Origin of the sequence: Microbacterium kunmingense (genome assembly GCF_023155745.1) — a bacterium.
GTDB lineage: Bacteria > Actinomycetota > Actinomycetes > Actinomycetales > Microbacteriaceae > Microbacterium > Microbacterium kunmingense.
This window is the reverse complement of sequence record NZ_JAKNUS010000006.1, coordinates 211447-237879: the sequence shown is the minus strand read 5'-3', so window position 1 is coordinate 237879 and position 26433 is coordinate 211447. Positions and strand designations below refer to the sequence as shown.

The window sequence follows — 26433 nt, the reverse complement described above, 5'->3', positions numbered from 1 at the left end:
GCCGTGCCACTGCACTTCGTCGCCCCGGAGGCGACCAGCGCGGACGTCGGGGGCACCGTCACCCTCACCGGATCCGAGGCGAAACACGCCGCAACCGTCCGTCGGGTGCGCACGGGGGAGGCGGTGACCGTCGGCGACGGCGCGGGGGTGTGGCTCGAGGGGACCTGCGCGGAGGTGTCGCCCGCGGCGGTGGTCGTGCGCGTGACAGCGCGCAGCCATGTGGCCGCAGCGACTCCCCGCGTCATCCTCGCGCAGGCTCTCGCGAAGGGAGACCGCGACGAGCTCGCCGTGCAAGCCGCGACCGAGCTCGGGGTCGACGAGATCATTCCCTGGCAGGCAGCGCGAAGCATCTCCCGGTGGGACGCGGCGAAGGCGGCCCGAGGGCGTGAGCGCTGGCAGACGATCGCCCGGGAGGCGGCCAAGCAGGCCCACCGGCCCTGGGTGCCCGTCGTCTCGGATCCGGTCTCGACCGCCGCGATCGCCGGTCGAGCGGGAACCGAGCTCGTCGTCGTCCTCGAGCCGACCGCGCTCGAGCCGCTGTCGGCCCTCACGCCGTCGAAACGCGATCTCCTCCTCGTCGTCGGTCCCGAGGGGGGCATCGCGCCGGAAGAGCTCACGACCCTTGAGCACGCAGGCGCGACCCTTCGACGCCTCGGCGAATCGGTCCTGCGCACCTCGACCGCGGGCCCCGCCGCCATCGCGGTCGTGAGCACCGCCCTCGGTCGATGGTGACGACCCGTCGGTAGACTTCATCCATGAGCGAACCGTCGGTCTTCACCCGCATCCGCACCGGCGACATCCCGGGTGAGATCATCAGCGAGACCGAGAACGTCTTCGCCATCCGCGACATCGCCCCGCAGGCCCCGGTGCACCTGCTCGTCATCCCCAAGACCGAGCGGTATCGAAACGTCGGAGAGCTGGCCGCAGCCGACCCGGGACTGCTGGGCGAGATGATCGCGATGGCCGGGTCGCTCGCGGCCGAGCACGCCGACGGCGACTACCGCCTCGTCTTCAACACCGGCGCGAACGCCGGACAGACCGTCTTCCACGTGCACGCGCACGTCCTCGCCGGGGGCCTGGAAGAGAAGGAGCTCCGTGCCTGACACCCCACCTGCCGTCCAGCGCGTCCTCGCGGACGGCGTCGCCATGGTCCAGCTGCTCGGCCCCCAAGACCGGCTGCTGCGCATGGTCGAGAAGGAGCATCCCGAGGTCGACGTCCACGTGCGCGGGAACGAGATCACCCTGACGGGCGAGGCGGACGCCGTCGCGGCCGCCCGCGTGCTCGTCGACGAGCTCGTCGAGATGACCCGGAGGGGTCAGAGCCTCGGTCCTGCCGATGTCGCATCGGCCGATCGGATCCTCCGCAGCGACGGCGGTCCGCGCCCTTCCGAGGTGCTGGGCGAGCCGCTGCTGTCCACGCGGGGCCGCGTCATCCGTCCGAAGACGCTCGGGCAGAAGGCCTATGTCGACGCGATCGACGACCACACCATCGTCTTCGGGATCGGTCCGGCAGGCACCGGGAAGACCTACCTCGCCATGGCCAAGGCGGTGCAGGCGCTGCAGCGCAAAGAGGTCAACCGCATCATCCTCACCCGGCCGGCGGTGGAAGCGGGGGAGCGTCTCGGGTTCCTCCCCGGCACCCTCACCGACAAGATCGACCCCTACCTGCGCCCGCTGTACGACGCCCTCAACGAGATGATGGATCCCGAGGTCGTGCCCAAGCTCATGGCCAGCGGCACCATCGAGGTCGCCCCGCTGGCCTACATGCGGGGGCGGACGCTCAACGACTCGTTCGTCGTGCTCGACGAGGCCCAGAACACCACGCCCGAGCAGATGAAGATGTTCCTCACCCGGCTCGGGTTCGGGACGAAGATGGTCGTCACCGGTGATATCACCCAGCTGGATCTGCCTCAGGGCACGTCGGGGCTGCGCCTGGTGACCCGCGTGCTGGACCGCATCGACGACATCCACTTCGCCTACCTCACGAGCGAGGACGTGGTCCGCCACACCCTGGTGGGTCGCATCGTCGACGCGTACAGCGAGTTCGATGAGCGGAGGCTGGCCGCGCGGCGCGAGCGTGACGAGGCGGCCGAGCTGGCAAGCCGCGCGGAGCGCCGCAGCGCGGCGCGCACCACCGGTCCCCGAGACCGCCTGCCGAAACGGGGACGCCAGTGACGATCGAGATCACCAACGAGTCCGGCATGCCGATCGACGAGACCGTGCTCCTGCGTCTCATGGAGCACAATTTCGGCGAGCTGCACGTCAGCGCCGAGGCGGATGTCGCGATCCTCCTCGTCGATGAAGGAGCGATGGAGTCCCTGCACCTGCAGTGGATGGACGAGCCGGGGCCGACCGACGTGCTGAGCTTCCCGATGGACGAGCTGCGGCCGGGCACCGAGGAGTCGCCGACGCCGGCGGGACTCCTCGGCGACATCGTGCTGTGCCCCCAGGTGGCCGAGACGCAGGCGGCCGCTGCTCGCCACTCGACGATGGACGAGCTGGTCATGCTGACCACGCACGGCCTGCTGCACCTCCTCGGCTTCGACCACGCCGAACCTGAGGAGGAGAAGGAGATGTTCGGGCTCCAGCGCGACCTCATCGTGTCGTTCCAGATGAGCGAGCGCCGTCGCGCGCGGTCATGACCCCCGTCCTCCTCCTTCTCCTTGCGCTCGTCCTGATCGCCTTCGGTGCGCTCATGGCGTCCATCGACGCCGCCCTCGGGGTCACGTCCCGAGGCGACCTCACCGAGCTCGCCGAGCAGTCGCCGCGCAACGCCACCTCCCTCCGACGGATCGCGGCCGATCCCGACGCTCACGCCATCGCCGTGGTCTTCATCCGCGTGCTCGCGGAGACCGGCGCCGCCGTGCTGGTGACGGTGTCGTTCGTGATCCTGTTCGACAGCATCCCCTGGGCGATCGTCGCGGCGATCGTGCTGATGACGGGGATCTCCTTCGTGCTCGTGGGGGCAAGCCCCCGCGGTGTGGGCCGCCGTCACGCTCGGGGTCTCCTCCGGGGCGCGGCGCCGGTCATCCGTGCCGCGCGTCTGGTGCTCGGACCCCTCGCCCACGGCCTGGTCGTGCTCGGCAATCGCGTCACCCCCGGCGCGCCGCGCGGCGCCTCCTTCGCCTCCGAGGAGCAGCTGCTCAGCATCGTGGACGAGGCGGCATCGCACGACCTCATCGAGCAGGACGACCGGGACCTCATCCATTCCGTGTTCGACTTCACTGACACCTTCGTGCGGGCGGTGATGGTGCCGCGCACCGACATGGTCACCGTCGAGGCCACCACCTCCACGCGCGAGGCGATGCAGGTCTTCCTCGACAAGGGGGTCTCCCGCGTTCCGCTCATCGACGAGGACGCCGATGACGTCGTGGGAGTGCTCTACCTCAAGGACCTCGTGCAGTTCGGCTTCCGCGACGAATCCGGCTGGCGCGATGCCCCGGTCACCCGCATCGCGCGCAAGGCCGTGTTCGTCCCCGAGTCGATGCGCGCCGAGACGCTGCTCCAGCAGATGAAGCGGGATGCGGTGCACGTCTGTCTCGTCGTGGACGAGTACGGCGGGGTCTCAGGCCTGATCACGCTCGAGGACATCATCGAGGAACTCGTCGGGGAGATCTCCGACGAGTACGATCCGCGGGCCGATGAGGTCGTCGAGGTCGACCCCGGCCGCTATCGGGTCAGCGCGCGACTCGGTCTGGACGCGGTCGGGGATCTCTTCGGCATCGAGCTGGAGGACGAAGACGTCGACTCCATCGGCGGCCTCCTCGGCAAAGCCCTCGGCCAGGTGCCGCAGCCCGGCGCCACCGCCGAGTACCTGGGCCTGGTGATGACCGGCGGCACCTCGCGGGGGCGGGGGCGGGGCCTCGCGACCGTCTTCGTCGAACGGTCGGAGGACAGCGTTGCCACTCGGGAGCGGGAGCACAGGGAACGGGAAGCAGGAGCACGATGACCGCCGATTCCACCGCGACCTCGGGCGCCTCGCGCTCGGGATTCGTGACCTTCGTCGGCCGACCGAACGTCGGCAAGTCCACCCTCATGAACGCGCTGGTCGGTGAGAAGATCGCCATCACGAGCGAGAAGCCCCAGACGACCCGTCGCGCGATCCGGGGGATCGTCAATCGCCCGGGCGGTCAGCTCGTGATCGTCGACACCCCGGGCATCCACAAGCCCCGCACCCTCCTCGGCCAGCGCCTGAACGACCTCGTCGAAGACGTGCTCGGCGATGTCGACGTGATCGGGTTCTGCGTTCCCGCCACGGACGCGGTGGGCCCGGGCGATCGCCGGATCGCGGCAACGCTGTCGGGATACCCCCGCGCGAAGAAGATCGCCATCGTCACCAAGATCGACGCCGCGCCGCGGGAGCAGGTCACCCAGCGGCTCATGGAGGTCGACGCACTGCGGGAGGACTGGGCCGCCGTCATCCCCCTCTCCGCGTTGACCCGCACCCAGCTCGACGTGCTCAGCGACGAGGTCCTCGCCCTGATGCCGGAGGGCCCCGCACTCTACCCCGACGACCTCGTCACCGATGAGTCGGTGGACGACCGCGTGGCGGAGATCATCCGCGAGGCGGCGCTGGAGGGGGTGCGTGACGAACTGCCGCACTCGATCGCCGTGGTCGTGCAGGACATCGCGCCGCGGGAGGACAGCGACCTGACCGACGTCTTCGCCGACATCGTCGTCGAGCGCGACAGCCAGAAGGCCATCATCATCGGTCACCGCGGCTCACGACTGCGCGACGTCGGAGCACGCGCCCGAGCGCAGATCGAACCGCTCCTCGGAACGCGCGTCTACCTGGCGCTGCATGTGCGGATCGCCAAGGAGTGGCAGCGCGACCCGAAACAGCTGAGACGTCTCGGTTTCTGAGCCTGCTACCATGGCGGCATGCGCGCCGGCCTGCTTCTTCTCCTTAGCCGCCGCGGCGAGGCCTCGATCTAGGGCCACCCTCGTCGCGGAGCTCGGCGTCGGCCCGTCCCTCAGACGTGGAAGAGAAGAAGCGACATGAAGAACACCCAGCGCCCCTCGGGCATGCCGATCCACAAGTATCGGCCGTATCACGAGCAGATCCGCGTCGATCTGCCCGACCGCACCTGGCCCGATGCCCGCATCACGCAGGCGCCCCGCTGGTGCGCGGTCGATCTGCGCGACGGCAACCAGGCTCTCATCGACCCGATGAGCCCCGAGCGCAAGCGCATCATGTTCGACCTCCTGGTCGGCATGGGGTACAAGGAGATCGAGGTCGGCTTCCCCTCCGCCAGCCAGACCGACTTCGACTTCGTCCGCCACCTCATCGAAGAGGATGTCATCCCCGACGACGTCACGATTCAGGTCCTGACCCAGGCGCGGGAGCACCTGATCGAGCGCACGTACGAGTCGATCGCCGGGGCGAAGCAGGCCATCGTGCACCTCTACAACTCCACGAGCGTCCTGCAGCGCGAGGTCGTCTTCCGCACCGACAAGCAGGGCATCATCGACATCGCGCTCGAGGGCGCGCGGCTGTGCCGGGAGTTCGAGAAGCGCATCCCCGAGACGAAGGTCTTCTACGAGTACTCGCCCGAGAGCTACACCGGCACCGAGCTGGAGTTCGCGGTGGACGTGTGCAACCAGGTGATCGAGGTGTTCGAGCCCACACCCGACCGCAAGGTCATCATCAACCTGCCGGCCACCGTCGAGATGGCGACGCCGAACGTGTACGCCGATTCGATCGAATGGATGAGCCGCCACCTGGCGCACCGCGAGAACGTCATCCTGTCGCTTCACCCCCACAACGACCGCGGCACGGCGATCGCCGCGGCGGAACTCGGGTACATGGCCGGCGCCGACCGGATCGAGGGATGCCTGTTCGGCAACGGCGAGCGGACGGGCAACGTCGATCTGGTCGCGCTCGGCATCAACCTGCTGACCCAGGGCATCGACCCGATGATCGACTTCAGCGACGTCGACCAGATCAAGCGGACCGCCGAGTACTGCAATCAGCTGCCGGTGCACGAGCGCAGCCCCTGGGCCGGCGACCTCGTGTTCACCGCGTTCAGCGGCTCGCACCAGGACGCGATCAAGAAGGGCTTCGAGGCGATGGACGCCCGGGCTGCCGCCGAGGGCGTCTCGGTCGACGAGCTCGAGTGGGCCGTGCCCTACCTGCCGATCGACCCGAAGGATCTGGGCAGGTCGTACGAAGCGGTCATCCGCGTCAACTCCCAGTCCGGCAAGGGCGGAGTGGCGTACCTGCTCAAGAGCGACCACGCCATCGATCTGCCGCGTCGTCTGCAGATCGAATTCTCCGGTGTCGTGCAGGCCAAGACCGATGCCGAGGGCGGGGAGGTCACCAGCGACGAGATCTGGCGCATCTTCACCGACGAGTATCTGCCCTCCGCCGACCCCGAGGAGCGCTGGGGCCGGTTCGAGCTGCTCAGCACCCGCACCGAGAGCGACATGTCGGGCGATGTGACCCTCGAGGTGTCGCTGCGCGACGGGGAGGACCGTGTCGCGGCCTCCGGCCACGGCAACGGCCCCGTCGCCGCCTTCCTGGAGGTCATCCGCGCCCAGGGCTTCGACGTGACCCTCTACGACTACGTTGAGCACGCGCTGAGCTCGGGCGGCGACGCGCAGGCGGCTGCCTACATCGAGCTGCAGGTCGACGGTCAGCGACTGTGGGGGGTGGGCATCGACGGCGACATCTCGACGGCGTCGCTCAAGGCGATCGTGTCGGGGGTGAACCGGTCGATCCGCACCCGCGAGCAGGCGGGCGTCCTCGCCGGCGTGTGAGCGGTGCTCACGGCTTGATGATCGGGATCCCCGTCGTCTCCACCGCCACCTTCCGGCGGTAGAGCGCGCGCTGCTCGGGCAGGGAGATGTCGAAGATGACGGCGAGGAGCCGGATGACCGCGGTCACGCCGATCCCGATGATCGCCGCCACCGCGAGGGGGGCGCCGAAGGCGTGCGCAGTGGCAAGCACGGAGCATCCGACCCCCGCGGCGACGGCGTAGAGAGACCCGACGTGCATGATGGCGATCGGCACGCCCATGAGCATGTCCCGCAGGATCCCGCCTCCCACCGCCGCGCAGACGCCCACGAACACGGCGGGGACGACGGGCAGGCCGAGCGCGAGCGCCTTGCTGGTCCCGAAGGCGCCGAACAGCCCCATCGACAGCGCGTCCAGCCCCACGATCAGCGCGTTCAGACGCGCGAACACGCCCGACAGCAGCATCCCGACCAGTGCCGCGACCGTCGCGGTGATGAGGTACCAGTTGCTCTGCAGGGTGACCGGGGTGGTGTTCAGCAACAGATCGCGGATGAGACCGCCGCCCATTCCGAGCACGACGCCGATGATCGCCACCCCGAGAAAGTCCAGGCGACGCTGGCCGCGGAACCCCGAGGCGAACAGTGCCCCCTGGATGCCGCCGAGTCCCACCGCCGTCAGGTCTGCCCACAGCGGAATCACGAAGAGCGGCTCGTCCACGCGTCCATTCTGACCCGACGGACGCGATAATCGAGTGTGCCCACCTATCGCGACGAGGTCGTGGTCCTGCGCACCCACAAGCTGGGGGAGGCGGATCGCATCGTCACCGCCCTCGGCCGCCGCAGCGGCAAGATCCGCGCCGTCGCCAAGGGCGTGCGTCGCACCTCGTCGCGACTGGGCGCCCGCCTCGAACCGTTCATGGTGGCGGACGTGCAGTTCTCCCGGGGTCGCTCGCTCGACATCGTGCAGCAGGCCGAGTCCCTCGGTTCGTACGGCGCCGACATCTCACAGCACTACGACCGCTACACCGCCGCCCACGCGATGGTCGAGGCCGCCGACAGGCTGAACGACCCCGACGCCGCCGCCCCGCACTACCTCCTGCTGGTCGGTGGGTTGCGCGCCCTCGCGCGCGGCGACCACGACGCCCGCAGCATCCTCGATTCCTACCTCCTCCGGGCGATGGCGCTCGCGGGATGGGCGCCGGGTCTGGGCGAGTGCGCCCGCTGCGGCGCACCGGCACCGCACGAGCAGTTCGTCGCGCAGCTGGGCGGCGTGGTGTGCGCCGCCTGCGCTCCCACCGGCGCAGCGCGCATCGATCCCGCCACGATCGGCCTGCTGACCGCCCTCATGGCCGGGGAGTGGGACATCGTCGATGCCGCCTCGGCGCACTCGTCCGGCGCCGCATCCGGCCTCATCGCCGCCTACGCGCAATGGCATCTCGAGCGCGGCATCCGCTCGCTCCAACACGTCGAGGCCGCACGATGACACCCAAGCCGTACACCCACCGCGACGCGGTGCCCTACCGCCCGCTGGACTGGACCGGCGTCCAGCCGCCGTCGTTCCCGGGGGCCGTGCCGCGTCATGTCGCGATCGTCATGGACGGCAACGGCCGGTGGGCCAACCGGCGGGGTCTGACCCGTGTCGAGGGCCACAAGGCGGGCGAGGAGGTGCTCCTCGACGTCGTCGCCGGCGCCATCCAGGCCGGGGTGCGGCACCTGAGCGTGTACGCCTTCTCGACGGAGAACTGGGCACGCTCGCCCGACGAGGTCCGCTTCCTGATGGGCTACAACCGCGACGTGCTGCACCGCCGCCGCGATCAGCTCAACGAATGGGGCGTGCGGATCCGCTGGGCCGGCCGGAAGCCGAGACTGTGGACCTCGGTGATCAAGGAGCTGCAGTTCGCCGAGAGGCTGACCGCCGGCAACGACGTCCTGACCCTCACGATGTGCATCAACTACGGTGGGCGCATCGAGCTCGTCGACGCGATGCGCGCCATCGCCGGCGAGGTCGCCGCCGGGCGGATGCGCCCCTCGGCGATCAACGAGAAGGTCATCCGACGCCATCTGTATCAGCCCGACATGCCGGATGTGGACCTGTTCATCCGTTCCAGCGGCGAGCAGCGGACCTCCAACTTCCTGCTCTGGGAGTCTGCGTACGCCGAGTTCGTCTTCCTCGACACGCTGTGGCCCGATTTCTCGCGGGAACACCTGTGGCAGGCGATCGATCTCTATCTCGACCGCGACCGCCGCTTCGGAGGAGCGGTCGATCAGCCGACATCCGACATCGCAGATCACGATTCGCAGGAATAGCGACGCCGCGGGGGATGGTTGTGGTCGATATGACTGAACCCCTCCGGCTCGACGTATGGAGCGACATCGCCTGCCCGTGGTGCTACATCGGCAAGCGCAACCTCGAAGCGGGTCTGGCCCAGACCCGGGCTGATGACGACGCCCCCGAGGTCGAGATCGTGTACCACTCCTACGAGCTCGCCCCCGACACCCCACCCGACTACGACGGGAGCGAGGTCGACTACCTCGCCGAGCGGAAGGGCGTGAGCCCCGAGCGGGCACAGCAGATGATCGACCGGGTCACCGAGGTCGCCAAGGGATCGGGCCTGGCGTACCGCTACGACCTGCTGCACCACGCGAACACGGGCAAGGCCCACCGTCTGCTCCACTTCGCCAAGGAGCAGGGCCGACAGCTCGAGCTGGTCGAACGGCTGATGTCGGCGTACTTCACGGAGGGTCGCCATGTCGGCGAGGACGACGAGCTCGTTCGCCTCGCGGTCGACGCCGGTCTCGACGAGGACGCGGCGCGCGAGATCGTGACGACCGATCGGTACACCACGGATGTGCGACGGGATCAGGCGCAGGCGCAGGCCTACGGGATCACCGGTGTGCCGTTCTACGTGATCGACGGCACCTACGGCGTCTCGGGAGCGCAGCCCGCGGAGGCGTTCGCGCAGATCCTCCGTCAAGTCTGGTCGGAGCGCCGATCGCCCACCCAGAGGGAATCCGCCGCGACCGCGGGCTGAGTCCGGTTCCGGTCTGACTCAGCGGGGGAGGTTGGCCTCGATGATCGCGATGATCGCGGGGTCGTCGGGCGTGATGTTCGGGCGGAAGCGGTGCACCTCTCCCGAGGGGGTGAGGAGGAACTTCTCGAAGTTCCAGATGATCGGCCCCTTCTTTCCCTCGAGATCTTTCGCCCGCTTGAGAGCCTTGTAGACGGGCGCTGCGCCGTTGCCGTTGACCTTGACCTTCTCCTGGATCGGGAAGGTCACCCCCCAGGTGGTGGAGCAGTACTCGAGGATCTCGTCCATGGAACCCGGCTCCTGCCCCATGAACTGGTTGCAGGGGAAGCCGAGGACGATGAAGCCGCGGTCGCCGTAGGTGCGCTGCAATTCCTCGAGCTGCTCGTACTGGGGGGCGAGGCCGCAGCGCGAGGCGACGTTGACGACCAGCACGACCCTGTCGGCGTAGTCGCCGAGCGTCGCGGTGCCGCCGTCGGCGGTCGTGAACGGGATGGAACGCAGATCGCTGAGGGTGGCTTCGGAGGTCATATCCCCAGGCTAAATCCACTTTCGCGACCCTGGCCGCGAGGATGGGAGAATACAGAGGTGTCACTTGCCGTCGCCCCAGCCCCGACCCTTCGGATCGGTCCGCTGACCCTGGACGCACCGGTCGTGCTCGCCCCGATGGCCGGCATCACCAACACCGCTTTCCGGCGGCTGTGCCGAGAGTACGGGGCCGGTCTGTACGTGAGCGAGATGATCACCTCGCGCGCGCTGGTGGAGCGCAACGCCACCACGATGCGACTGATCACCCACCACGAGTCCGAGGTCCCGCGCTCCATCCAGCTGTACGGCGTCGACCCCGCCACCGTCGAAGCCGCCGTGAGGCTCCTGGTGGAGGAGGACCGCGCCGACCACATCGACCTCAACTTCGGTTGCCCGGTGCCCAAGGTCACGCGCAAAGGCGGGGGAGCGGCCCTGCCGTGGAAGCGCGATCTCTTCCGCGACATCGTCACCCGTGCCGCCCGTGCCGGTGGTGCCATCCCGGTCACGGTGAAGATGCGAAAGGGCATCGACGACGACCACCTGACCTATCTCGAGGCGGGCCGGATCGCCGAGGACGCCGGTATCGCCGCGGTCGCCCTCCACGCCCGGACGGCCTCGCAGTTCTACTCCGGCACCGCCGACTGGGCGGCCATCACCGCGTTGAAGGAGGCGGTCACCAGCATCCCGGTCCTCGGAAACGGCGACATCTGGTCTGCCGATGACGCCGTGCGCATGATGGCGGAGACCGGATGCGACGGAGTCGTCGTCGGCCGCGGATGCCTCGGTCGCCCGTGGCTCTTCGGCGACCTCGCGCGCGCGCTCGGCCGGGACGGCAGCGCCGCCGGCGAGCCGGTGGATGCGACCCTCGCCTTCGTCGCGCGGGCATTCCGACGTCACGCGGAGCTCCTCGTGGAGTTCTTCGACGACGAGGGCCGCGGGTGTCGTGACATCCGCAAGCACGTCGCCTGGTACTTCAAGGGTTACCCGGTCGGCGGCGACACCCGGGCTCGGCTGGCGACGGTGTCCACGCTCGCGGAGATCGACGCTCTGCTGGAGACCCTCGACCTCGACGCACCCTACCCGGGTGCCGCCGCGGAGGGGCAGCGCGGCCGCGCCGGCACGCCGAAGCGACCGGCCCTCCCCGACGGGTGGCTGGACAGCCGCGACATCGGGGCCGAGGCCTCTTCCCGCCTTGCCGAGGCCGAGCTCGATCACAGTGGTGGCTGACCCGGTGGGGGCTGGTGCCGTGGTCGGCCACGGCGGGCCCGCGACCTGGAACGGCGGGGCGGGGCTCGGCGTCGCCCCCGGCCGACCGACCGGGTACTCCGATGTGGACGCGGAGCGCTTCCACACTGAGACCCACCGCTCCCAGCGGGACGACTTCGCCCGCGACCGCGCACGCGTGCTGCATTCGGCGGCGCTGCGACGACTGGCGGCCAAGACGCAGGTGCTGAGCCCGGCGAGCCCCGCCGATTTCGCTCGCAACCGGCTGACGCATTCGCTCGAGGTCGCCCAGGTCGGGCGCGAGCTCGCCACCGCCCTTCGGCTCTCGCCCGACGTCGTCGACACCGCGTGCCTCAGCCACGACCTGGGGCATCCGCCGTTCGGTCACAACGGCGAGCGCGCGCTCAACGACTGGGCCGAGAGCATCGGCGGTTTCGAGGGCAATGCCCAGACCCTTCGGATCCTCTCGCGGCTCGAGCCTAAGGTCTTCGACACCGCCGGGCGGAGCGTCGGACTGAATCTCACGCGCGCGAGTCTCGATGCGACCTGCAAATACCCGTGGACCGCCGATCATCCGGTGCCCGACCCGGGGGGCCGGCTGAAGTTCGGCGTGTATCCCGACGACGAGCCGGTCTTCCGGTGGATGCGCGAGGGCGCGCCGGGACGCGTGCGATGCATCGAGGCGGAGGTCATGGACCTCTCCGACGACATCGCGTATTCGGTCCACGACTTCGAAGACGCCGTCGTCAACGGCTACCTCGACCCGGCCCGGCTCGCCGACCGCGCCGAGCACGAGGGTCTTCTCACCGCGATCCAGGCGTGGGTGGGCTTCGACTTCGCCCGCGACGAGCTCGCCGACGCCCTGTACCGCCTCATGCGCCTCCCGGAGTGGATCGCCGAGTTCCGAGGCACCCGCCACGATCTCGCGCGGCTGAAGAACCTCACGTCCGACCTCATCGGCCGTTTCGCCCGAGCGGCGACGACCGCCACCCGGGAGGCGTACGAGACCTCCGTCCTCACGCGCTACCGCGCCCACGTCGTGGTCCCGCGTGTCATCGAGGCCGAGATGGCGGTCCTCAAGGGGATCATCGGTGCCACCGTGGTCTCGATCGACGGCCGGAAGGCCCTTTACAAGGAGCAGCGCCGCGCGCTCAAGCGGCTTGCGACGGCCCTGTGGGACGATCCGGCGCACCTCGACGCCATGCATGCCGAGGACTTCGCCGCCGCCGAGACCGAGACCGCCCGGCGCCGGGTCATCGTGGATCAGGTGGCGAGCCTCACCGATCAGCTCGCCCTGGCCTGGCACACGCGCCTGGTGGGCGAGATCGACGCGGCCGCCCTCGGCATCTGGGCTCCCGGATCGCATCGAGCGACGCCGGACAGGGCGGCGGACTGATGGCCGGCCGCATCCGCCAGGCCGACGTCGAGGAGGTCAAGGCCCGCACCAACATCGGCGACGTCATCGGCGAGCGTGTGGCCTTGAAATCCGCGGGGGTGGGGTCGCTGAAGGGGCTCTGCCCGTTCCACGACGAGCGCAGTCCGAGCTTCCACGTCCGCCCCCAGGTCGGTTTCTACCACTGCTTCGGGTGCGGGGAGTCCGGCGACGTGTACACCTTCCTCCGGAAGATGGATCACGTGTCGTTCACCGAGGCCGTCGAGCGTCTCGCCGGACGGATCGGCTACGCGCTCCACTACGAGGACGGCGGCGCCGCGCCCGAGACGACCGGCCGCAGCCGGCTGTACGCGGCGAACGCCGCGGCGGCGGAGTACTTCCGCTCCCAGCTCGTCACCCCCGACGCCGCGGCGGCGCGCATGTTCCTCGGCGAACGCGGTTTCGACGCCGGCGCTGCCGCGCACTTCGGCGTGGGCTACGCGCCGCGAGGGTGGTCCCACCTGATGGATCACCTCACCGGCCGGGGATTCACCCGGGAGGAGCTGACGACGGCCGGGCTGATCTCCCAGGGGCAGCGGGGTGTCTACGATCGTTTCCGCGGCCGCCTCGTGTGGCCGATCCGGGATGTCACGGGGCAGGTGATCGGGTTCGGCGCGCGCAAGCTGTACGAGGACGACGGCGGCCCGAAGTACCTCAACACCCCGGAGACGCCGATCTACCGGAAGGCGCAGGTGCTCTACGGACTCGACCTCGCCAAGCGCGACATCTCCCGCGATCACCGCGTGGTGGTCGTCGAGGGCTATACCGACGTCATGGCCTGCCACCTCGCCGGGGTGACCACCGCGGTCGCCACGTGCGGCACCGCGTTCGGGTCCGACCACATCACCGTGCTCCGGCGGGTCATGGGCGACGACAGCGCGGCGGGCGAGGTCGTCTTCACCTTCGACCCCGATGCGGCGGGGCAGAAGGCGGCGCTGCGCGCCTTCGGCGACGAGAAGCGCTTCGCCGCGCAGACCTACGTCGCGGTGGCGCCCGAGGGGCTGGATCCCTGCGACCTGCGCATGGCCAAGGGGGATGCCGCGGTGCGCGCGCTCATGGACCACAAGGCCCCCATGTTCGAGTTCGTGATCGACCAGCGGCTGGCGGGATTCGACCTGGCGACGGTGGAGGGGCGGGCCGGAGCGCTCCGCGCGGCGGCGCCCATCGTGGCGGAGATCCGCGACCCGGCGCTTCGCCCCGGGTACACGCGCGTGCTGGCGCGGCGGCTGGGCCTCGACCTCGCGGAGGTCTCCGCCGCGGTCGAACGAGCGGCACGCGGCGCCAGCCGCGGTCCCGACGTCGAAGCCCAGGGCCGGACCTCGCGCGAGCGTGATCGGGAGCGCCCCAGCCCCGACCGAACCGCCGAGGGGGAGCCGAGAGCGGGGGATGCCGACCTCGTCCGGCCGAGTGTCGCCACCCTCCCTCGCACCGCCGACGCCGCGCTGGAGCGCGACGCTCTGACAGGGTTCCTGCAGTTCGGACATCGCATCGACGACGCGCTGCGCACCCGCGCCCTCGGACAGCCGTTCCGGGTACCCGCGCTCGAGGCCGTCCGGCAGACGCTCGCCGCCGTCCCCGATCTCGATCGCGTGGGGTGGGCGGCGGATGCGGTGTCGGCGGTGCGCGAGCCCTACCGCTCGCTCGCCGCCGAGCTCCTCACCCGCGCCTTTCCGGCGCTGACCGACGACGCCGCCGTCGCCTCGACCGCCGATCTCGCCCGCCGCGTCGTGCTGCGGGGGATTGAGGATGAGAAGCGCGAGCTGCTCCGTGCCATCCAGCGCGTGGCCCCCGAGTCCGACGAGGGTCGCGCGGTGCGCCTGCGACTGCGTGAGCTCGATCACGATCGTCAGGCCGTGACGGCCGAGAGCTGACGCGGCGGTCGCCGCCACGCCGTCGACGAGGCATGATGGGGCTATGGCCCCGCCGCGAGACGATGACGTCGCGATCGACAGCCGCGACCTCTCGCTGGCATGGAATCCCCGCCCCGGCGCTCTGCGCGTCGTCGAGGGAGTGTCGTTCCGGCTGCCGCGCGCGGGCACTCTGGCGGTGATGGGGCCGACCGGGGCGGGCAAGTCCAGTCTGCTGGCGATGCTCGCCGGGCATGCGCCGGCCGATCTGGGCGTGGTGGGCGGAGATGCGCTCGTGGAGGGCATCTCGGTACGGCGCCCGGGTCGCAAGCACCGCGTGCTCACCTACGTCGCCGGCTTCCTGCCGCAGAGCGCGGGCGCGAAGCTGCCCGCGCGGCTGACGGTGTCGGAGACGATCGCCGAACCGGTGACCAGCCGCGATCGTCGCGTGAACCAGCGCGCGCTGTCGATCCGCGTCGCGGCGCTCCTGGACGAGATGATGCTCCCCCTCGGCGCGGCGGCGAAGTACCCCTACGAGCTCAGCGCGGGCATGCGCCAGCGCGTCGCCTTCGCGCGCGCCCTCATGCTGCAGCCCACCGTCCTCCTCGCCGACGAGCCGTTCGCCAACATGGACGTCGAGGTTCGTCGGGCAGCGCACGAGGCCATCGCCCGGCGCCGGGACGACGTCGGGATGGCGAGTGTCATCGTCACCAACGAGGACGAGGTCGCGCGCGACCTGGGTGCGCAGGTTCTCGTGCTGCGCGGGGGGCACCCCGTCGCCGCAGGCGCACACCTGGATGATCTGCTGTGGACGCCCGGCGGTGCAGACGATCGGCGGCGCGCCGCCTCCTGATGTCACGGGCACCCTCGCACGTTTGCTAGCATGGTCGGGTTGCCCGCGCTTCGGCGGGGGAGCATTCCTCCATAGCTCAATTGGCAGAGCAATCGGCTGTTAACCGATAGGTTCTTGGTTCGAGTCCAAGTGGGGGAGCGCAAGCGGCTCGGGGCTCCACCCCCGGGCCGCTTCTTCGTGCGCAGCCTCGCCGCGGCAGATGCGGTTCCGCTCGCTCGTGGTCGGCCACGACCCGTCGATGGATGCCGCGGAGTCGGACGCGACCCGTCGATCGATGTCGCCCGGAGACACCCCGGACGACACTTTCTGACGGATCGAAAAGGTCCGAGGGGTCGCGCGCAGCACTGCCGACCCCGTGACGTCGGTGTCAGGCGTCCAGGTCGTCCACGCCCGGCATCCACGACGAGCCCGGGCGGCCCCAGCCGCGCTTGCGCGCGATCTTCTGCACGATCCTGGCGTCCCCGGCATCCAACCGGTCGATGTAGAGGACGCCGTCGAGATGGTCGAACTCGTGCTGCAGGATCCGGGCGCGCCATCCGTCCACATCCAGGGAGACGGGCCGGCCGTCGAGGTCGTGGCCCGTGACACGCACCCGCTCCGAGCGCCGCAGCGGGAACCGTTCCCCCGGGAACGACAGGCACCCCTCCGACTCCTCGTCCGGGTCGGGGTCGCCCGGAACCGTCGGCAGCATCCACAGGTCGGGGTTGATGATCACCCCGCGCCAGCGAAGACCCTCGTCGTCCTCATACGAGTAGGTGAAGATGCGCAGCGGCACGCCGACCTGGGGTGCGGCGAGACCGACGCCGGGTGCTGCGTCCATGGTTTCGAACATGTCCGCGACGAGCGAGCGGATCTCGTCGGTGACGTCCTCCACGGGCGAAGCGGGGGCGTGGAGCACCGGGTCTCCCATGATGCGAATCGGTCGAACGGCCATGTCCCGAGCCTATCGACGGGACTCGCCAGGTATGGTCGAGGGGTGCTGAGCGCAGACGTACAACTGGAGGATGTCGGCGAAGTTCTCGTCGGTGTCTTCCAGAATCCGGGCCTGCTGATCGGCATCCCCCTGGCGCTTCTGGGCGCGGTGTTCATGTCGTTCGGCGCGCAGTATCAGCACCGAGGCGTCGCCAAGGTCGAACAGATCAGCGGCGCCGGGGGAGCAGGCGGGCTCAGCGGCGGTCAGCTTCTGCGTCTGCTGTCTCGCCCGTCGTGGGTGATCGGCACGATGATGCTGGGGCTCGCGATCGTCTGCCAGCTCGCCGCCCTGTCCTTCGCCCCACTGATCGTGGTGCAACCGCTCGGGGCCATCGCCCTGGTCATCACCACGTTGCTCAACGCCCGCATCAGCGGTCACAAGCCCACCAGGCGCTCTCTGATCGCGATCGGCGCATGCGTGGGGGGGATCTTCATCTTCGTCACGATCGCGGCGCTGTTCGCCACGGAGTCGCCGATCTCCGACGGTCAGCTGATCACGATCCTCCTCATCCTGGCCGTGGTCACCGTCGCCTTCGCAGGCCTCTGGGTGTGGCTGCGCAAGCGCATGGGTGCGCTCTTCTACATCATGGGCGCCGGGGTCATCTACGGATTCGTCGCGACGCTGGCGAAGGTGATCATCGTGCGCATCCAGAACCAGAACTTCGAGTGGCTCACCCTCCTCTGCCTCGTCGCGCTGCTGGTGGGAACCGGGGTGGGCGCCTACTTCGTGCAGACCGCGTACTCGTCCGGGCCGCCCGACCTGGTCATCGCCGGTCTGACCGTGATCGACCCGATCGTGGCGATCCTCATCGGCCTCATCGTCCTCGGTGAGGCCGCCACCGCGCCGCTCTGGGCGAACATCGGCTTCTTGATCGCCGGCGTCATCGCGGTGTGGGGCGTGTTCCAACTGGCCCGCTACCACCCGCAGATCGTCAGCGACAGCAAGGAGATCCCGATCCCGCGGGGTTCGGACGGCGCCGGTACGGTCGCCGGTCCGAGCACCGGCTCCATCCGCGTCACCGAGGCCGTCGCGAAGGTCTGGCCGGAACCGCCGGTGCGCGACCGCGACGACCCGCGCCGCTGATCGGCACCGGCACTGCTGGTAGGGCGGGTGGGACTTGAACCCACGATCGTCGGGTTATGAGCCCGCTGCCTTGACCAGCTTGGCCACCGCCCCTCGCATCCGAGCCTAGCGGCCCGGGAACCTGCTCCTCAGCGTCGCACGCCGGTGGACATCACCGCTCCGATGTAGGAGTACTTCACGAAGACCTCCTCCGCGATCCCCGCCTCCGCGAGCACGCCCTGGACGGCGCTGAGCATGTAGCTGGAATCCCACCCCAGATACAGGTGGTGATCGGCATCCAGCGCGTCCCACTGACCGGTCCACGCCCGCTCGGGGTAGATCGGACCGCCCCGACGCGCACTGTAGGCGACGACCGCGTCACGCGCGTCCGCCCAGAGCCGCGCGAAGACGCGGTGGAAGAGGTAGCGGACGTCTTTGACCTCCCAGTGCTCGCCGCGGTACTCGACGTAGTCCCACTCGCGCTCCCATCCCCGCGGCCAGCCGCGCCGGCGGACGGCGTCGAGCACCGGTGTCAAGCCGTCGTCGTCGATCCCCGTGACGGCCGCCCGCGGCCATACCTGCACGAACCGCGCGGTCAGCGCGGCGGACCGCGCGGAGATCTCCCGCGTGCCCCAACGCTCCTGATCTGCCAGCGCCGCAGTCCCGCCCACCGCGGAACGTGCATAGGCGGCGCGCTTCGCCGGGAACGGTGCGTCGAACACCTGCATCCCGCGTTCCTCCTCGATCAGCGCGAGATTGCCGAGGGTGCGCGCGAGAGCCCGGTGGCTGTTCTGCTCATCTTCGGAGTACTCCGCCCAGCTACGCACCCCGTCGCCGGTCCACGTCTCGGCGGGGGAGAGGGGCACGATGTGGTCGACGTCCCAGCCGGCTCCGGGATCGACCCCGAAAAGACGGGTGAGCACGTATGCCGGGTGGGGGAGGTCGGAGTACTTCAGCGCCACCGACACCCGCTCGTCACTTGGCGTGATGCGGTCCATCGCCCGGCTGAGCGCGTCGGCGCCCTCGTGCTCGGCGCGGCAGAGTCGAGCGACGATCCGGGTCGTGCCGATCCCCACGATCGTCCGGCGAAGGAGCATCGACTCGACCTGCCGGAGCAGTGCGAGCAGAGGCTCCCGCCCGAGATCGCCGGCCCGGAAGCGCCGATAGGCCCTCATCACGAGCGGGAAGGCGACGGGGCCGAAGACACCGATGCCGGCCAGACGCCGGGAGATCTCATCGTCGGGTTCGCGCTCGGGTTCGCGGAGGACGCGATGGATCTCCGCGTACTCCCGCCACTCCGAGGCGTGCGTCTCGAGGGTGTCCGCCTCCAGTCGGGGGAACTCGTGACGGAAGACGTCGTACACCCCGCGACCCGCGGCATCCTCGTTCTCGCGTCCCGTCCGCATCACCAGGTACTGCTCCCAGAACGCGGCGATGCTCTCGCCGGTCGCCTGCTCGATCGGAAGCCAGTACTCGTCCTCGATCCTGATCTGCTCGGAATGGGACAGGCCCATGAGGACGTGATTGTGGATGAGCTCGTGATCGCGCAGCGGCTCTCCCGTGGAGTTGAGACTCTCGAAGATCTGCTGAGCGTTGGCGCCCGCACCCAGGCTGATCGCGACGTGCTCGAGCTTCTTCAGGCCTCGCCAGATACGAGGCACCTCATCGGGGGAGACCTGGCTGCGGAAGAAGGAGTAGTTGTCGGCGAAACGGGATTCGCGCACCGCGGGATCGGCGTCGTCACCGAGGATCACAGACCGGAAGACGTCCGCCCAGGCGCGGTGGGGGCGCAGCGTGGTCCGGGGTTCGGCCCCCGGCTCGCCGCCGCGGAGCAGGACACCCTCGAGTTCTGCCGAGAGCGCGGGATCGGTGTCTCCGACCGTGTGATGCAGGGCTGCCACGAGCAGCATCAGCGTCGTGATGCGCTGCTGCCCGTCGATCAGCACGAGCTCCTCGTCGGAGACCGCCGAGAGGACCGAGCCGAGGAAGTGCATATGCCGGTCGTCGAGATCGGCGACCGCGCGGATGTCGGTGAGCAGCTGTTCGCAGTTGCCGATGTCCCATCGATACTGCCGCTGATAGACCGGGACGACGATCGTGCGGTCTCCGGTGGCGAGCCACCGCAGGGTGTTGACGGCGGTGGCATCGACGTTCGTGGCGGTGACCATCGGCGCGGTTCTCTCCTCAGGATGACACGGGCAGGCCGCGTCGAGTCTAATGAACGCGTCTCAGCCCCCCGGGCTCCCGCGCCCGCCGGAGGTAGGCTTGCCTTAGTTGGCCTGTTAAAACGTGCTGGCCACCTACGAAAGGGCATAACGCTATGGGTTACATCAAGTCAGCCGCTCTCGAAGAGACCGGCTACGTGGTGCTGGACAGCTACGGCAAGGAGATCGACCCCAAGGAGTGGCTCGATCTGGAGTACGTGGACTGGAAGTCCTCGGGTGACACCCGCTTCGCGCCGCTCGCGTCGGCGAAGGGCGAGATCGAGTGCAACGGCTTCTGGAACCACAAGCCACCGCGGACCGACAAGGACGGCGTCTGGATCGACTCTCAGACGGCGATCGCGCCGACCCTCACCGAGCGCGCCCTCGAGCCCGGTGCGAACGTGGGACGCTGCCGCATCATCGAGTTGCAGCCGAACTCCTACGCCGACTGCCTCTACAACCTCCACCAGGACGACAACAACCGCCTGAACCCCGACGGCACCGGCTGGGTGGTGCGCGGATTCTTCAACCTCACCGACGACAAGGACAGCTTCTTCGTCCTCCGTGAGAACCGCACCGACCCGCAGGGCGAAGTGCGCATCGCACTGCCGGCGGGCGCGCAGCTGATCATCGACACCCAGCGCCTCTGGCACGCCGCCACGCACCTCGGCAGCGAGCCGCGCTACTGCCTGATCACCTCGTGGGAGTCCGGCCCGGAGCTGGACGCCTACATCGAGAAGTACCACGGCGTTCCCCACGCGCAGAACGTCGAGGTCGCGCAGGACGTGCTCGAGGCCGGGCAGGTCGAGCAGGCACGTCGCGACGCGGCCCGCGCCGCGTACTACGCGGCCAAGGGCCAGCAGGAGAAGCTCGCGATGAGCGAGGCCTGAGCAGCCTGACGCTCTGCACCGGAGGCTCCGCGCGCGCCCGCGCCGGAGCCTTCGGCGTGTCGGGGAATCACACGCTTGTGATTCCCCGGTCCGCAGGTGATAATGGCCGCACAACCGAACATGCCGGAGCTGTCGTTTCGCAGGTCGTAGGGGAAGACGTACCTGAGGAAACGGAGACATCATGGCGACAACCACTGCGCGTGGAGTGATCTACATCCACTCCGCGCCACGCGCGTTGTGCCCCCACCTGGAGTGGGCGGTGGGACGTGCTTTGGGTCGGCCCGTCACCTTCGAGTGGGCCGACCAGCCGGTGCTGTCCGGAAGCCGTCGCGCGGAGTTCTACTGGGAGGGCCCTGCCGGGACAGGCGCCGCCCTGGCCACCGCGATCCGCGGTTGGGAGCACCTGCGATTCGAGGTCTCGGAAGACCCCACACCGCGCAGCGACGGCGGTCGGTGGCTCCACACCCCGGGTCTTGGAATCCACTACGCCCAGACGGATGCCGCCGGCAACATCGTCATCGGGGAGGATCGCCTCCGCTATGCGATGGAGATCGCCGCCGGTGACGCTCAGGAGCTGCAGCGAGAACTCCACGTCGCGCTGGGCGCCGCCTGGGACGACGAGCTGGAACCGTTCCGTCACGCCGGCGACGAGGCATCCGTCGTTTGGTTGCACAAGGTGGGATGACGCCTCGGATGAGGTGAGACGGGAATCCCGTGCGCGAGGCGCCACTACCGGTGGATCGGTGATCACTCCCGGGGATCGGGACCGCGAATCGACGCACGGAGACAGGTGAGGCCCCCGACCGGAGTCGGGGGCCTCTGCCGTGCCGGGGCGGGGTTCAGACGCTGGCGAAGGCCGCCACGGCGTTGTGTCCGCCGAAACCGAAGGAGTTGCTGATCGCGAGCTGATCGCCCTGACCGAGCTCGACCGGCTTCCCCGAGATGCGGAACGGCACCTCGGGATCCTGCGTGGTGATGTTGATCGTGGGCGGGGCGACGCGGTCGCGGAGCGCCAGCACCGTGAAGATCGCCTCGAGGGCACCGGTGCCGCCGAGGAGGTGCCCCGTGGACGCCTTGGTGGCCGACACCGGCACCTCGTCGATCCGTTCGCCGAACACGGTTCTCAGGGCGGTGTACTCGTTCGGGTCGCCGACCGGTGTCGAGGTGGCGTGGGCGTTGACGTGCGTGACGTCGTCGGGGGAGGCATCGGCCATCTCCAGGGCCATCCGCACGGCCCGGGCGGCACCGACGCCCTCGGGGTCGTTCGCGGTGATGTGGTACGAATCGGCCGTGACGCCGCCGCCGACGACCGCGGCGTAGATCTTCGCACCGCGTGCACGCGCGTGCTCCTCGGTCTCGAGGATGAGCACTCCCGCGCCCTCGCCCATGACGAAGCCGTCGCGGTCGACGCTGCAGGGCCGCGACGCGGTCGCAGGATCGTCGTTGCGCCGCGACAGGGCCTGCATCGAGGCGAACGACGCGATCGTGATCGGATGGATCGCCGACTCCGTACCGCCGGCGATCACGACGTCCGCGAGCCCCGCGCGCAGGTGCTCGACGGCGTTGACGATCGACTCCGTGCTCGACGCGCACGCGCTGGCGACGGTGCGCGCGAAGGCTCGGGCACCGAAGTGGAGCGAAAGGTTCCCCGCCGCGGCATTCGGCATGAGCATCGGCACGGTCATGGGCATGACCCGGCGGGGCCCCTTCTCCCGCAGGGTGTCCCAGGCGTCCAGCAGCGTCCACACGCCGCCGATTCCGGTGGCGAAGTCGATGCCCAGCCGCTCAGGATCGACGTCGGGCTTCCCCGCGTCCTCCCACGCCTCCATGGCGGCGACCATGGCGAATTGCGACGCGGGGTCGAGTCGCTTGGCCACCGGTCGCTCCAGGACGGTGTCGGGACGCACCTTGGCCTGTGCGGCGAAGGTGACGGGCAGCTGGTACTGCTCGACCCATTCGTGCTCGAGCGTCCGCGTTCCGGACGCTCCGCCCAGCAGTGCCTCCCAGCTCTCCGGCGCGGTCGCGCCGATGGGGGAGGAGGCACCGATACCGGTGACGACGATGCGAGAGGTGCTCATACGAAGGTGTTTCCTCGGTGGGTCGTGCCGGTGGGGGCGCAAAGCCCCCACCGGAGGGCGCTACGCCTGGTTCGACGTGATGTAGGTGACGGCGTCGCCGACGGTCTTGAGGTTCTTCACCTCGTCGTCGGGAATCGTCACGCCGAACTTCTCCTCGGCGTTGACGACGATCGTCATCATCGAGATCGAGTCGATGTCGAGGTCGTCGGTGAACGACTTCTCCAGGGCGACCTCGTCGGCCGAGATGCCGGTCTCGTCGGTGATGAGCTCTGCGAGCCCGGCGAGGACCTCGTCGTTGGTGAATGCCATGGTTTCTCCTGTTTTCTCGGGGGAAGCCCGGTCGGGCCCCGTTCAGTTTAGGGTCGTCGCTCCCGCGCTCACGGGAGGACGATCACCTGCGCGCCGAAGACGAGTCCTGCGCCGAATCCGATCTGCAGGGCCAATCCGCCACTGAGTTCGGGGTGTTCCTCCAGCAGTCGGTGCGTGGCGAGGGGTATCGATGCGGCCGAGGTGTTGCCGGTGGTCTCGATGTCGCGGCCGACGACGACCGTCTCGGGGAGCTTCAACTGCTTGGCGAACTCATCGATGATGCGCATGTTCGCCTGGTGCGGGATGAAGGCGGCGAGGTCGGATGCCGCGACACCGGCGGCCTCGAGGGCTTCGCGCGCGACCTTGACCATCTCCCACACGGCCCACCGGAAGACGGTGGGACCCTCCTGGCGGAGGGTCGGCCAGGGTGCCTTCCCGTCGCGGAAATCCGTCAGGGTGTGGTTCATCCCGACGGCGTCGGACTTGGAGCCGTCCGATCCCCAGACGGTCGGGCCGATCCCGGGGGTGTCGCTCGGCCCCACGACGACCGCGCCGGCACCGTCGCCGAGCAGGAACGAGATGCTGCGGTCGGTCGGATCGACGACGTCGCTGAGCTTCTCGGTGCCGACGACGACGGCGTAGTGCGCAGCTCCGGCCCGGATCAGGGCGTCGGCCTGGGCGACCCCGTAGGCGAAGCCCGCGCACGCGGCGTTCACGTCGTAGGCAGCGGCCGGATTGGCCCCCACGCGGTCGGCGACGATGGCCGACACCGAGGGCGTCTGCTTCGGGTTGCTGATGGTCGCGCAGATCACCAGGTCGACATCCGACGGATCGATGCCGGAGCGCTCGATCGCCTCCCGAGTGGCCTCGGTGGCCAGGTCGATCGCGTCGGTTCCGGGTTCGGCCCGCATTCGCGTCACGATGCCCGTGCGCTGGCGGATCCATTCGTCGCTGGAGTCGATGGGCCCGACGAGGTCGTCGTTGGGCACCGCGAGCTCACCGCGCGCGGCGCCGTAGGAGTAGATGCGGGTGTGGGCGACGCCGGTGGGCTGACGCAGGGAGACGGTCATGCGGCGGATCCTTCCCAGAGCTCGACGGCGGCGGCGAGATCGTCCGGGGTCTTCACGGCGACGGTCGGGATGCCGCGGAGCGCCCTCTTGGCGAGCCCGGTGAGGGTCCCCGCGGGGGTGAGCTCGATGAGGCCGGTGACCCCGGCGGCGGCGAAGCTCGTCATGCAGAGGTCCCACCGGACGGGCGAGGCCACCTGCTCGACGAGAAGGTCGATGAAGGCCCGGCCGGTCGTCACCGCCGAGCCGTCGCGGTTGGTCCAGATCGTGCGGAGCGGATCGGCGCCGACCGTCCGCGACGCCGCCTCGCGGAGCGCGGCCACCGCAGGCGCCATGTACTCGGTGTGGAACGCCCCTGCGACCTGCAGGGGGATGACGCGGGTGCCGGGGACGGGCTCGGCAGAGAGCCGCTCGAGGTCGGCTCGGGCGCCGGCGGCCACGATCTGGCCGGCGCCGTTGTGGTTGGCCGGGGTCAGCCCGAGGACGGAGAGTTTCTCGAGGACGGCGGCCTCGTCACCGCCGATGACGGCGCTCATCCCCGTGTCGGCCTGGGCCGCGGCATCCGCCATCGCCCGCCCGCGCACACCCACGAGTCTCAGCACCTCGGCGTCGGGGAGGATCGCCGCCGCCGCGGCGGCGGTGAACTCGCCGACGGAGTGCCCCGCGACCCCGGACACCTGGCGAGGCCTGCCGAGCTCGCCCCAGGCCAGAAGGCCGGCGGCGACGATGAGCGGCTGCGCGACCTGGGTGTCGCGGATGCGATCGGCATCCCACTGCGTCCCGGCCGCGACGAGGTCGACTCCGGCGGCGTCGGAGTACACCTCGATCGTCTCTCGGGCTCCCGGGATGTCCAACCACGGGGCCAGGAAGCCCGGTGTCTGCGAACCCTGCCCGGGGAAGACGGCGATGATCACGGTTCCATCCTTTCAACGATCCCGCCGCACCTGCTGGAGGTGGCGGCACAGAAACGGCCAGAGGCTTTGTGCGATTCGCACAGTCGCGAGGGTGTCATCCGACCCGGCGGGGCCCCGGGGAACGCCGGCGGGTGGCATCCGTACCGATCGATCCGAGGATGAGCGCCGTCTGCAGAATGAGCGCTTCGCGCGGCCCGGTCGCATCCCAGCCGATCACCTCGGAGACGCGCTTGAGCCGGTACCGCACGGTGTTCGGGTGGACGAAGAGCTCTCGCGCGGTCGCCTCGAGCGACCGGCCGTTGTCCAGGTAGCTCCACAGCGTCGTCACGAGATCGGAGCTGTGGCCCTGCAGCGGGCGGTAGATCCGCTCGACCAGGGTCTGCTTGGCGAGCGGGTCGCCCGCGAGGGCGCGCTCGGGAAGCAGGTCGTCGGCTTCCACGGGTCGCGGGGCGTGGCGCCATGCGCGCGCGACGGCGAAGCCGGCGAGCGCGGCCCGGGCGCTCTGACTGGCGTCGACGAGGGCGGGGACGGCGGGCCCCAGCACGAGGTACCCCGCTCCGAACCCGGGTTCGAGGCGTCGGGCGATCTCATCGAAGGGCAGATCCGTCGGGGTGTCCTCACCGCGCGGGGAGTCGGCGCGACCGACGACCAGGACGAGTCGCGAACCCTGCACCCCGATCAGCACGTCGACGCCCAGCTTGCGTGCCGTCCGCCGCAGCTGATCGACGTCGAACTGCGGGGGAGTGGTGCCCACGAGAACCGCCACCTCGCCGTGGCCGTGCCAGCCGAGGGCGGCGATACGGCTCGGCAGCTCTTCGTCGGCCTCGCCGGTGAGGATGGAGTCCACCACGAGCGCTTCCAGCCGCGCATCCCACAGGCCCCGCGCCTCCGCGGCCCGGGCGTAGACGTCGGCCGCGGCGAAGGCCACCTCGCGCGAGTAGAGCAGGATCGCCTCGCGGAGGTTCTCATCCTTCCCGGCCACCCGCTCCTCGGTCACCTCGACGGTGACGCGGATGAGCTGCAGCGTCTGCGTCAGCGAGACGCTGCGCAGGAGCTCGCGGGGTGCGGCGGCGAAGATGTCCGCCGCGATCCACGGCGTCGATCCCGGATCGTCGTACCACTGGATGAAGGAGCTGATCCCCGCCTGGGCGACCAGGCCCACCGCCGACCGGCGGGCCGGCGGCATCTCCGCGTACCAGGGCAGCGAGTCTTCCAGACGCTGGATCGTGGCCGTGGCGAGGTCACCCGCGATGCGCCGGAGCCAGGCGAGGGTTTCGGCCTTGTCCATCGT

General features: G+C 69.8%; 26 protein-coding genes and 2 tRNA genes. 18 read left to right on the top strand and 10 right to left on the bottom strand.

Going from position 1 to position 26433, the window contains the following annotated elements; all coding sequences use genetic code 11:
• The first annotated feature begins 3 nt into the window (after positions 1–3).
• From MA875_RS11030 to leuA, 7 genes are all read left to right on the top strand, one after another.
• Positions 4–732 (top strand): 16S rRNA (uracil(1498)-N(3))-methyltransferase, encoded by a 729-nt coding sequence (locus MA875_RS11030; protein WP_248242333.1) that lies wholly within the window; start codon positions 4–6, stop codon positions 730–732.
• Between the two features lie 23 nt (positions 733–755).
• Positions 756–1103 (top strand): HIT domain-containing protein, encoded by a 348-nt coding sequence (locus tag MA875_RS11025; RefSeq protein WP_248242332.1) that lies wholly within the window; start codon positions 756–758, stop codon positions 1101–1103.
• Between the two features lie 43 nt (positions 1104–1146).
• Positions 1147–2175 carry a PhoH family protein gene (locus tag MA875_RS11020; protein WP_248242367.1) on the top strand — a complete coding sequence of 343 codons (1029 nt, stop codon included), beginning with the start codon at positions 1147–1149 and terminating at the stop codon, positions 2173–2175.
• Positions 2172–2642 (top strand): rRNA maturation RNase YbeY, encoded by a 471-nt coding sequence (gene ybeY / locus MA875_RS11015; RefSeq protein WP_248242331.1) that lies wholly within the window; start codon positions 2172–2174, stop codon positions 2640–2642. The genes MA875_RS11020 and ybeY overlap by 4 nt, the downstream gene beginning before the upstream one ends.
• The gene (locus tag MA875_RS11010) at positions 2639–3949 is read left to right on the top strand and encodes a hemolysin family protein (RefSeq protein WP_248242330.1); all 1311 of its coding nucleotides are present in this window, start codon (positions 2639–2641) and stop codon (positions 3947–3949) included. Before ybeY ends, MA875_RS11010 begins: the two co-directional genes overlap by 4 nt.
• On the top strand, positions 3946–4863 hold the full coding sequence (era, locus tag MA875_RS11005; protein ID WP_248242329.1) for a GTPase Era: 918 nt from the start codon (positions 3946–3948) through the stop codon (positions 4861–4863). The genes MA875_RS11010 and era overlap by 4 nt, the downstream gene beginning before the upstream one ends.
• 135 nt (positions 4864–4998) lie before the next feature.
• Positions 4999–6759, top strand: a complete 1761-nt coding sequence (gene leuA, locus MA875_RS11000; protein ID WP_248242328.1) for a 2-isopropylmalate synthase — start codon at positions 4999–5001, stop codon at positions 6757–6759.
• 7 nt (positions 6760–6766) lie between these two features.
• Here leuA and MA875_RS10995 read toward each other — a convergent pair whose 3' ends face one another.
• Entirely contained in the window at positions 6767–7453 is a 687-nt protein-coding gene (locus tag MA875_RS10995; RefSeq protein WP_248242327.1) for a trimeric intracellular cation channel family protein, read from the bottom strand.
• 36 nt (positions 7454–7489) lie between these two features.
• Here MA875_RS10995 and recO point away from each other — a divergent pair, with 36 nt between their 5' ends.
• The 3 genes from recO to MA875_RS10980 are packed head-to-tail and all read left to right on the top strand — an operon-like array spanning position 7490 to position 9767.
• Complete coding sequence (recO, locus tag MA875_RS10990) at positions 7490–8218, top strand: DNA repair protein RecO (protein ID WP_248242326.1); 729 nt, start codon at positions 7490–7492, stop codon at positions 8216–8218.
• The gene (locus MA875_RS10985; RefSeq protein WP_248242325.1) at positions 8215–9042 is read left to right on the top strand and encodes an isoprenyl transferase; all 828 of its coding nucleotides are present in this window, start codon (positions 8215–8217) and stop codon (positions 9040–9042) included. Before recO ends, MA875_RS10985 begins: the two co-directional genes overlap by 4 nt.
• A gap of 29 nt (positions 9043–9071) precedes the next feature.
• Positions 9072–9767: a DsbA family oxidoreductase gene (locus tag MA875_RS10980; RefSeq protein ID WP_248242324.1), complete on the top strand. Its 696-nt coding sequence runs from the start codon at positions 9072–9074 to the stop codon at positions 9765–9767.
• Between the two features lie 18 nt (positions 9768–9785).
• Here the strand turns inward: MA875_RS10980 and MA875_RS10975 are convergent, their stop codons facing one another.
• Positions 9786–10292, bottom strand: coding sequence for a glutathione peroxidase (locus MA875_RS10975; protein ID WP_248242323.1), 507 nt, complete (start codon positions 10290–10292; stop codon positions 9786–9788).
• Between the two features lie 57 nt (positions 10293–10349).
• Here MA875_RS10975 and dusB point away from each other — a divergent pair, with 57 nt between their 5' ends.
• From dusB to MA875_RS10950, 5 genes are all read left to right on the top strand, one after another.
• Entirely contained in the window at positions 10350–11516 is a 1167-nt protein-coding gene (gene dusB / locus MA875_RS10970; protein ID WP_248242322.1) for a tRNA dihydrouridine synthase DusB, read from the top strand.
• A 4-nt stretch (positions 11517–11520) separates the two neighbouring features.
• A complete protein-coding gene (locus MA875_RS10965) occupies positions 11521–12909 on the top strand; it encodes a deoxyguanosinetriphosphate triphosphohydrolase (RefSeq protein WP_372492567.1) in 1389 nt (462 codons plus the stop codon).
• Positions 12909–14816, top strand: coding sequence for a DNA primase (dnaG, locus tag MA875_RS10960; RefSeq protein WP_248242321.1), 1908 nt, complete (start codon positions 12909–12911; stop codon positions 14814–14816). Before MA875_RS10965 ends, dnaG begins: the two co-directional genes overlap by 1 nt.
• 43 nt (positions 14817–14859) lie before the next feature.
• Positions 14860–15645: an ATP-binding cassette domain-containing protein gene (locus tag MA875_RS10955; RefSeq protein WP_248242320.1), complete on the top strand. Its 786-nt coding sequence runs from the start codon at positions 14860–14862 to the stop codon at positions 15643–15645.
• Between the two features lie 65 nt (positions 15646–15710).
• Positions 15711–15783 (top strand) — tRNA-Asn (locus MA875_RS10950).
• Between the two features lie 229 nt (positions 15784–16012).
• Here MA875_RS10950 and def read toward each other — a convergent pair.
• Positions 16013–16579 carry a peptide deformylase gene (gene def / locus MA875_RS10945; RefSeq protein WP_248242319.1) on the bottom strand — a complete coding sequence of 189 codons (567 nt, stop codon included), beginning with the start codon at positions 16577–16579 and terminating at the stop codon, positions 16013–16015.
• A 42-nt stretch (positions 16580–16621) separates the two neighbouring features.
• On the opposite strand from def, the gene MA875_RS10940 reads away from it, so the two are divergent.
• On the top strand, positions 16622–17701 hold the full coding sequence (locus MA875_RS10940; RefSeq protein ID WP_248242318.1) for a DMT family transporter: 1080 nt from the start codon (positions 16622–16624) through the stop codon (positions 17699–17701).
• A gap of 16 nt (positions 17702–17717) precedes the next feature.
• Here the strand turns inward: MA875_RS10940 and MA875_RS10935 are convergent.
• A tRNA-Ile gene (locus MA875_RS10935) sits at positions 17718–17794 on the bottom strand.
• A gap of 35 nt (positions 17795–17829) precedes the next feature.
• Positions 17830–19848, bottom strand: a complete 2019-nt coding sequence (locus MA875_RS10930) for a DUF262 domain-containing protein (RefSeq protein WP_248242317.1) — start codon at positions 19846–19848, stop codon at positions 17830–17832.
• A 152-nt stretch (positions 19849–20000) separates the two neighbouring features.
• Between MA875_RS10930 and MA875_RS10925 the strand changes: the two genes are divergently transcribed.
• Together MA875_RS10925 and MA875_RS10920 are read left to right on the top strand one after the other, a co-directional pair.
• Positions 20001–20774 (top strand): hypothetical protein, encoded by a 774-nt coding sequence (locus MA875_RS10925; protein ID WP_248242316.1) that lies wholly within the window; start codon positions 20001–20003, stop codon positions 20772–20774.
• Between the two features lie 181 nt (positions 20775–20955).
• Positions 20956–21459 carry a DUF3145 domain-containing protein gene (locus MA875_RS10920; protein ID WP_248242315.1) on the top strand — a complete coding sequence of 168 codons (504 nt, stop codon included), beginning with the start codon at positions 20956–20958 and terminating at the stop codon, positions 21457–21459.
• Positions 21460–21613: 154 nt separating this feature from the next.
• Here the strand turns inward: MA875_RS10920 and MA875_RS10915 are convergent, their stop codons facing one another.
• The 5 genes from MA875_RS10915 to MA875_RS10895 all read right to left on the bottom strand — a co-directional run bounded on the left by MA875_RS10915 (position 21614) and on the right by MA875_RS10895 (position 26430).
• A complete protein-coding gene (locus MA875_RS10915) occupies positions 21614–22852 on the bottom strand; it encodes a beta-ketoacyl-[acyl-carrier-protein] synthase family protein (RefSeq protein ID WP_248242314.1) in 1239 nt (412 codons plus the stop codon).
• Between the two features lie 60 nt (positions 22853–22912).
• Positions 22913–23161 carry an acyl carrier protein gene (locus MA875_RS10910; protein ID WP_124293295.1) on the bottom strand — a complete coding sequence of 83 codons (249 nt, stop codon included), beginning with the start codon at positions 23159–23161 and terminating at the stop codon, positions 22913–22915.
• 68 nt (positions 23162–23229) lie between these two features.
• Positions 23230–24231 carry a beta-ketoacyl-ACP synthase III gene (locus MA875_RS10905; RefSeq protein ID WP_248242313.1) on the bottom strand — a complete coding sequence of 334 codons (1002 nt, stop codon included), beginning with the start codon at positions 24229–24231 and terminating at the stop codon, positions 23230–23232.
• Positions 24228–25142, bottom strand: a complete 915-nt coding sequence (locus MA875_RS10900; RefSeq protein WP_248242312.1) for an ACP S-malonyltransferase — start codon at positions 25140–25142, stop codon at positions 24228–24230. The genes MA875_RS10905 and MA875_RS10900 overlap by 4 nt, the downstream gene beginning before the upstream one ends.
• A gap of 94 nt (positions 25143–25236) precedes the next feature.
• Entirely contained in the window at positions 25237–26430 is a 1194-nt protein-coding gene (locus MA875_RS10895) for a PucR family transcriptional regulator (protein WP_248242311.1), read from the bottom strand.
• Positions 26431–26433: the final 3 nt, after the last annotated feature.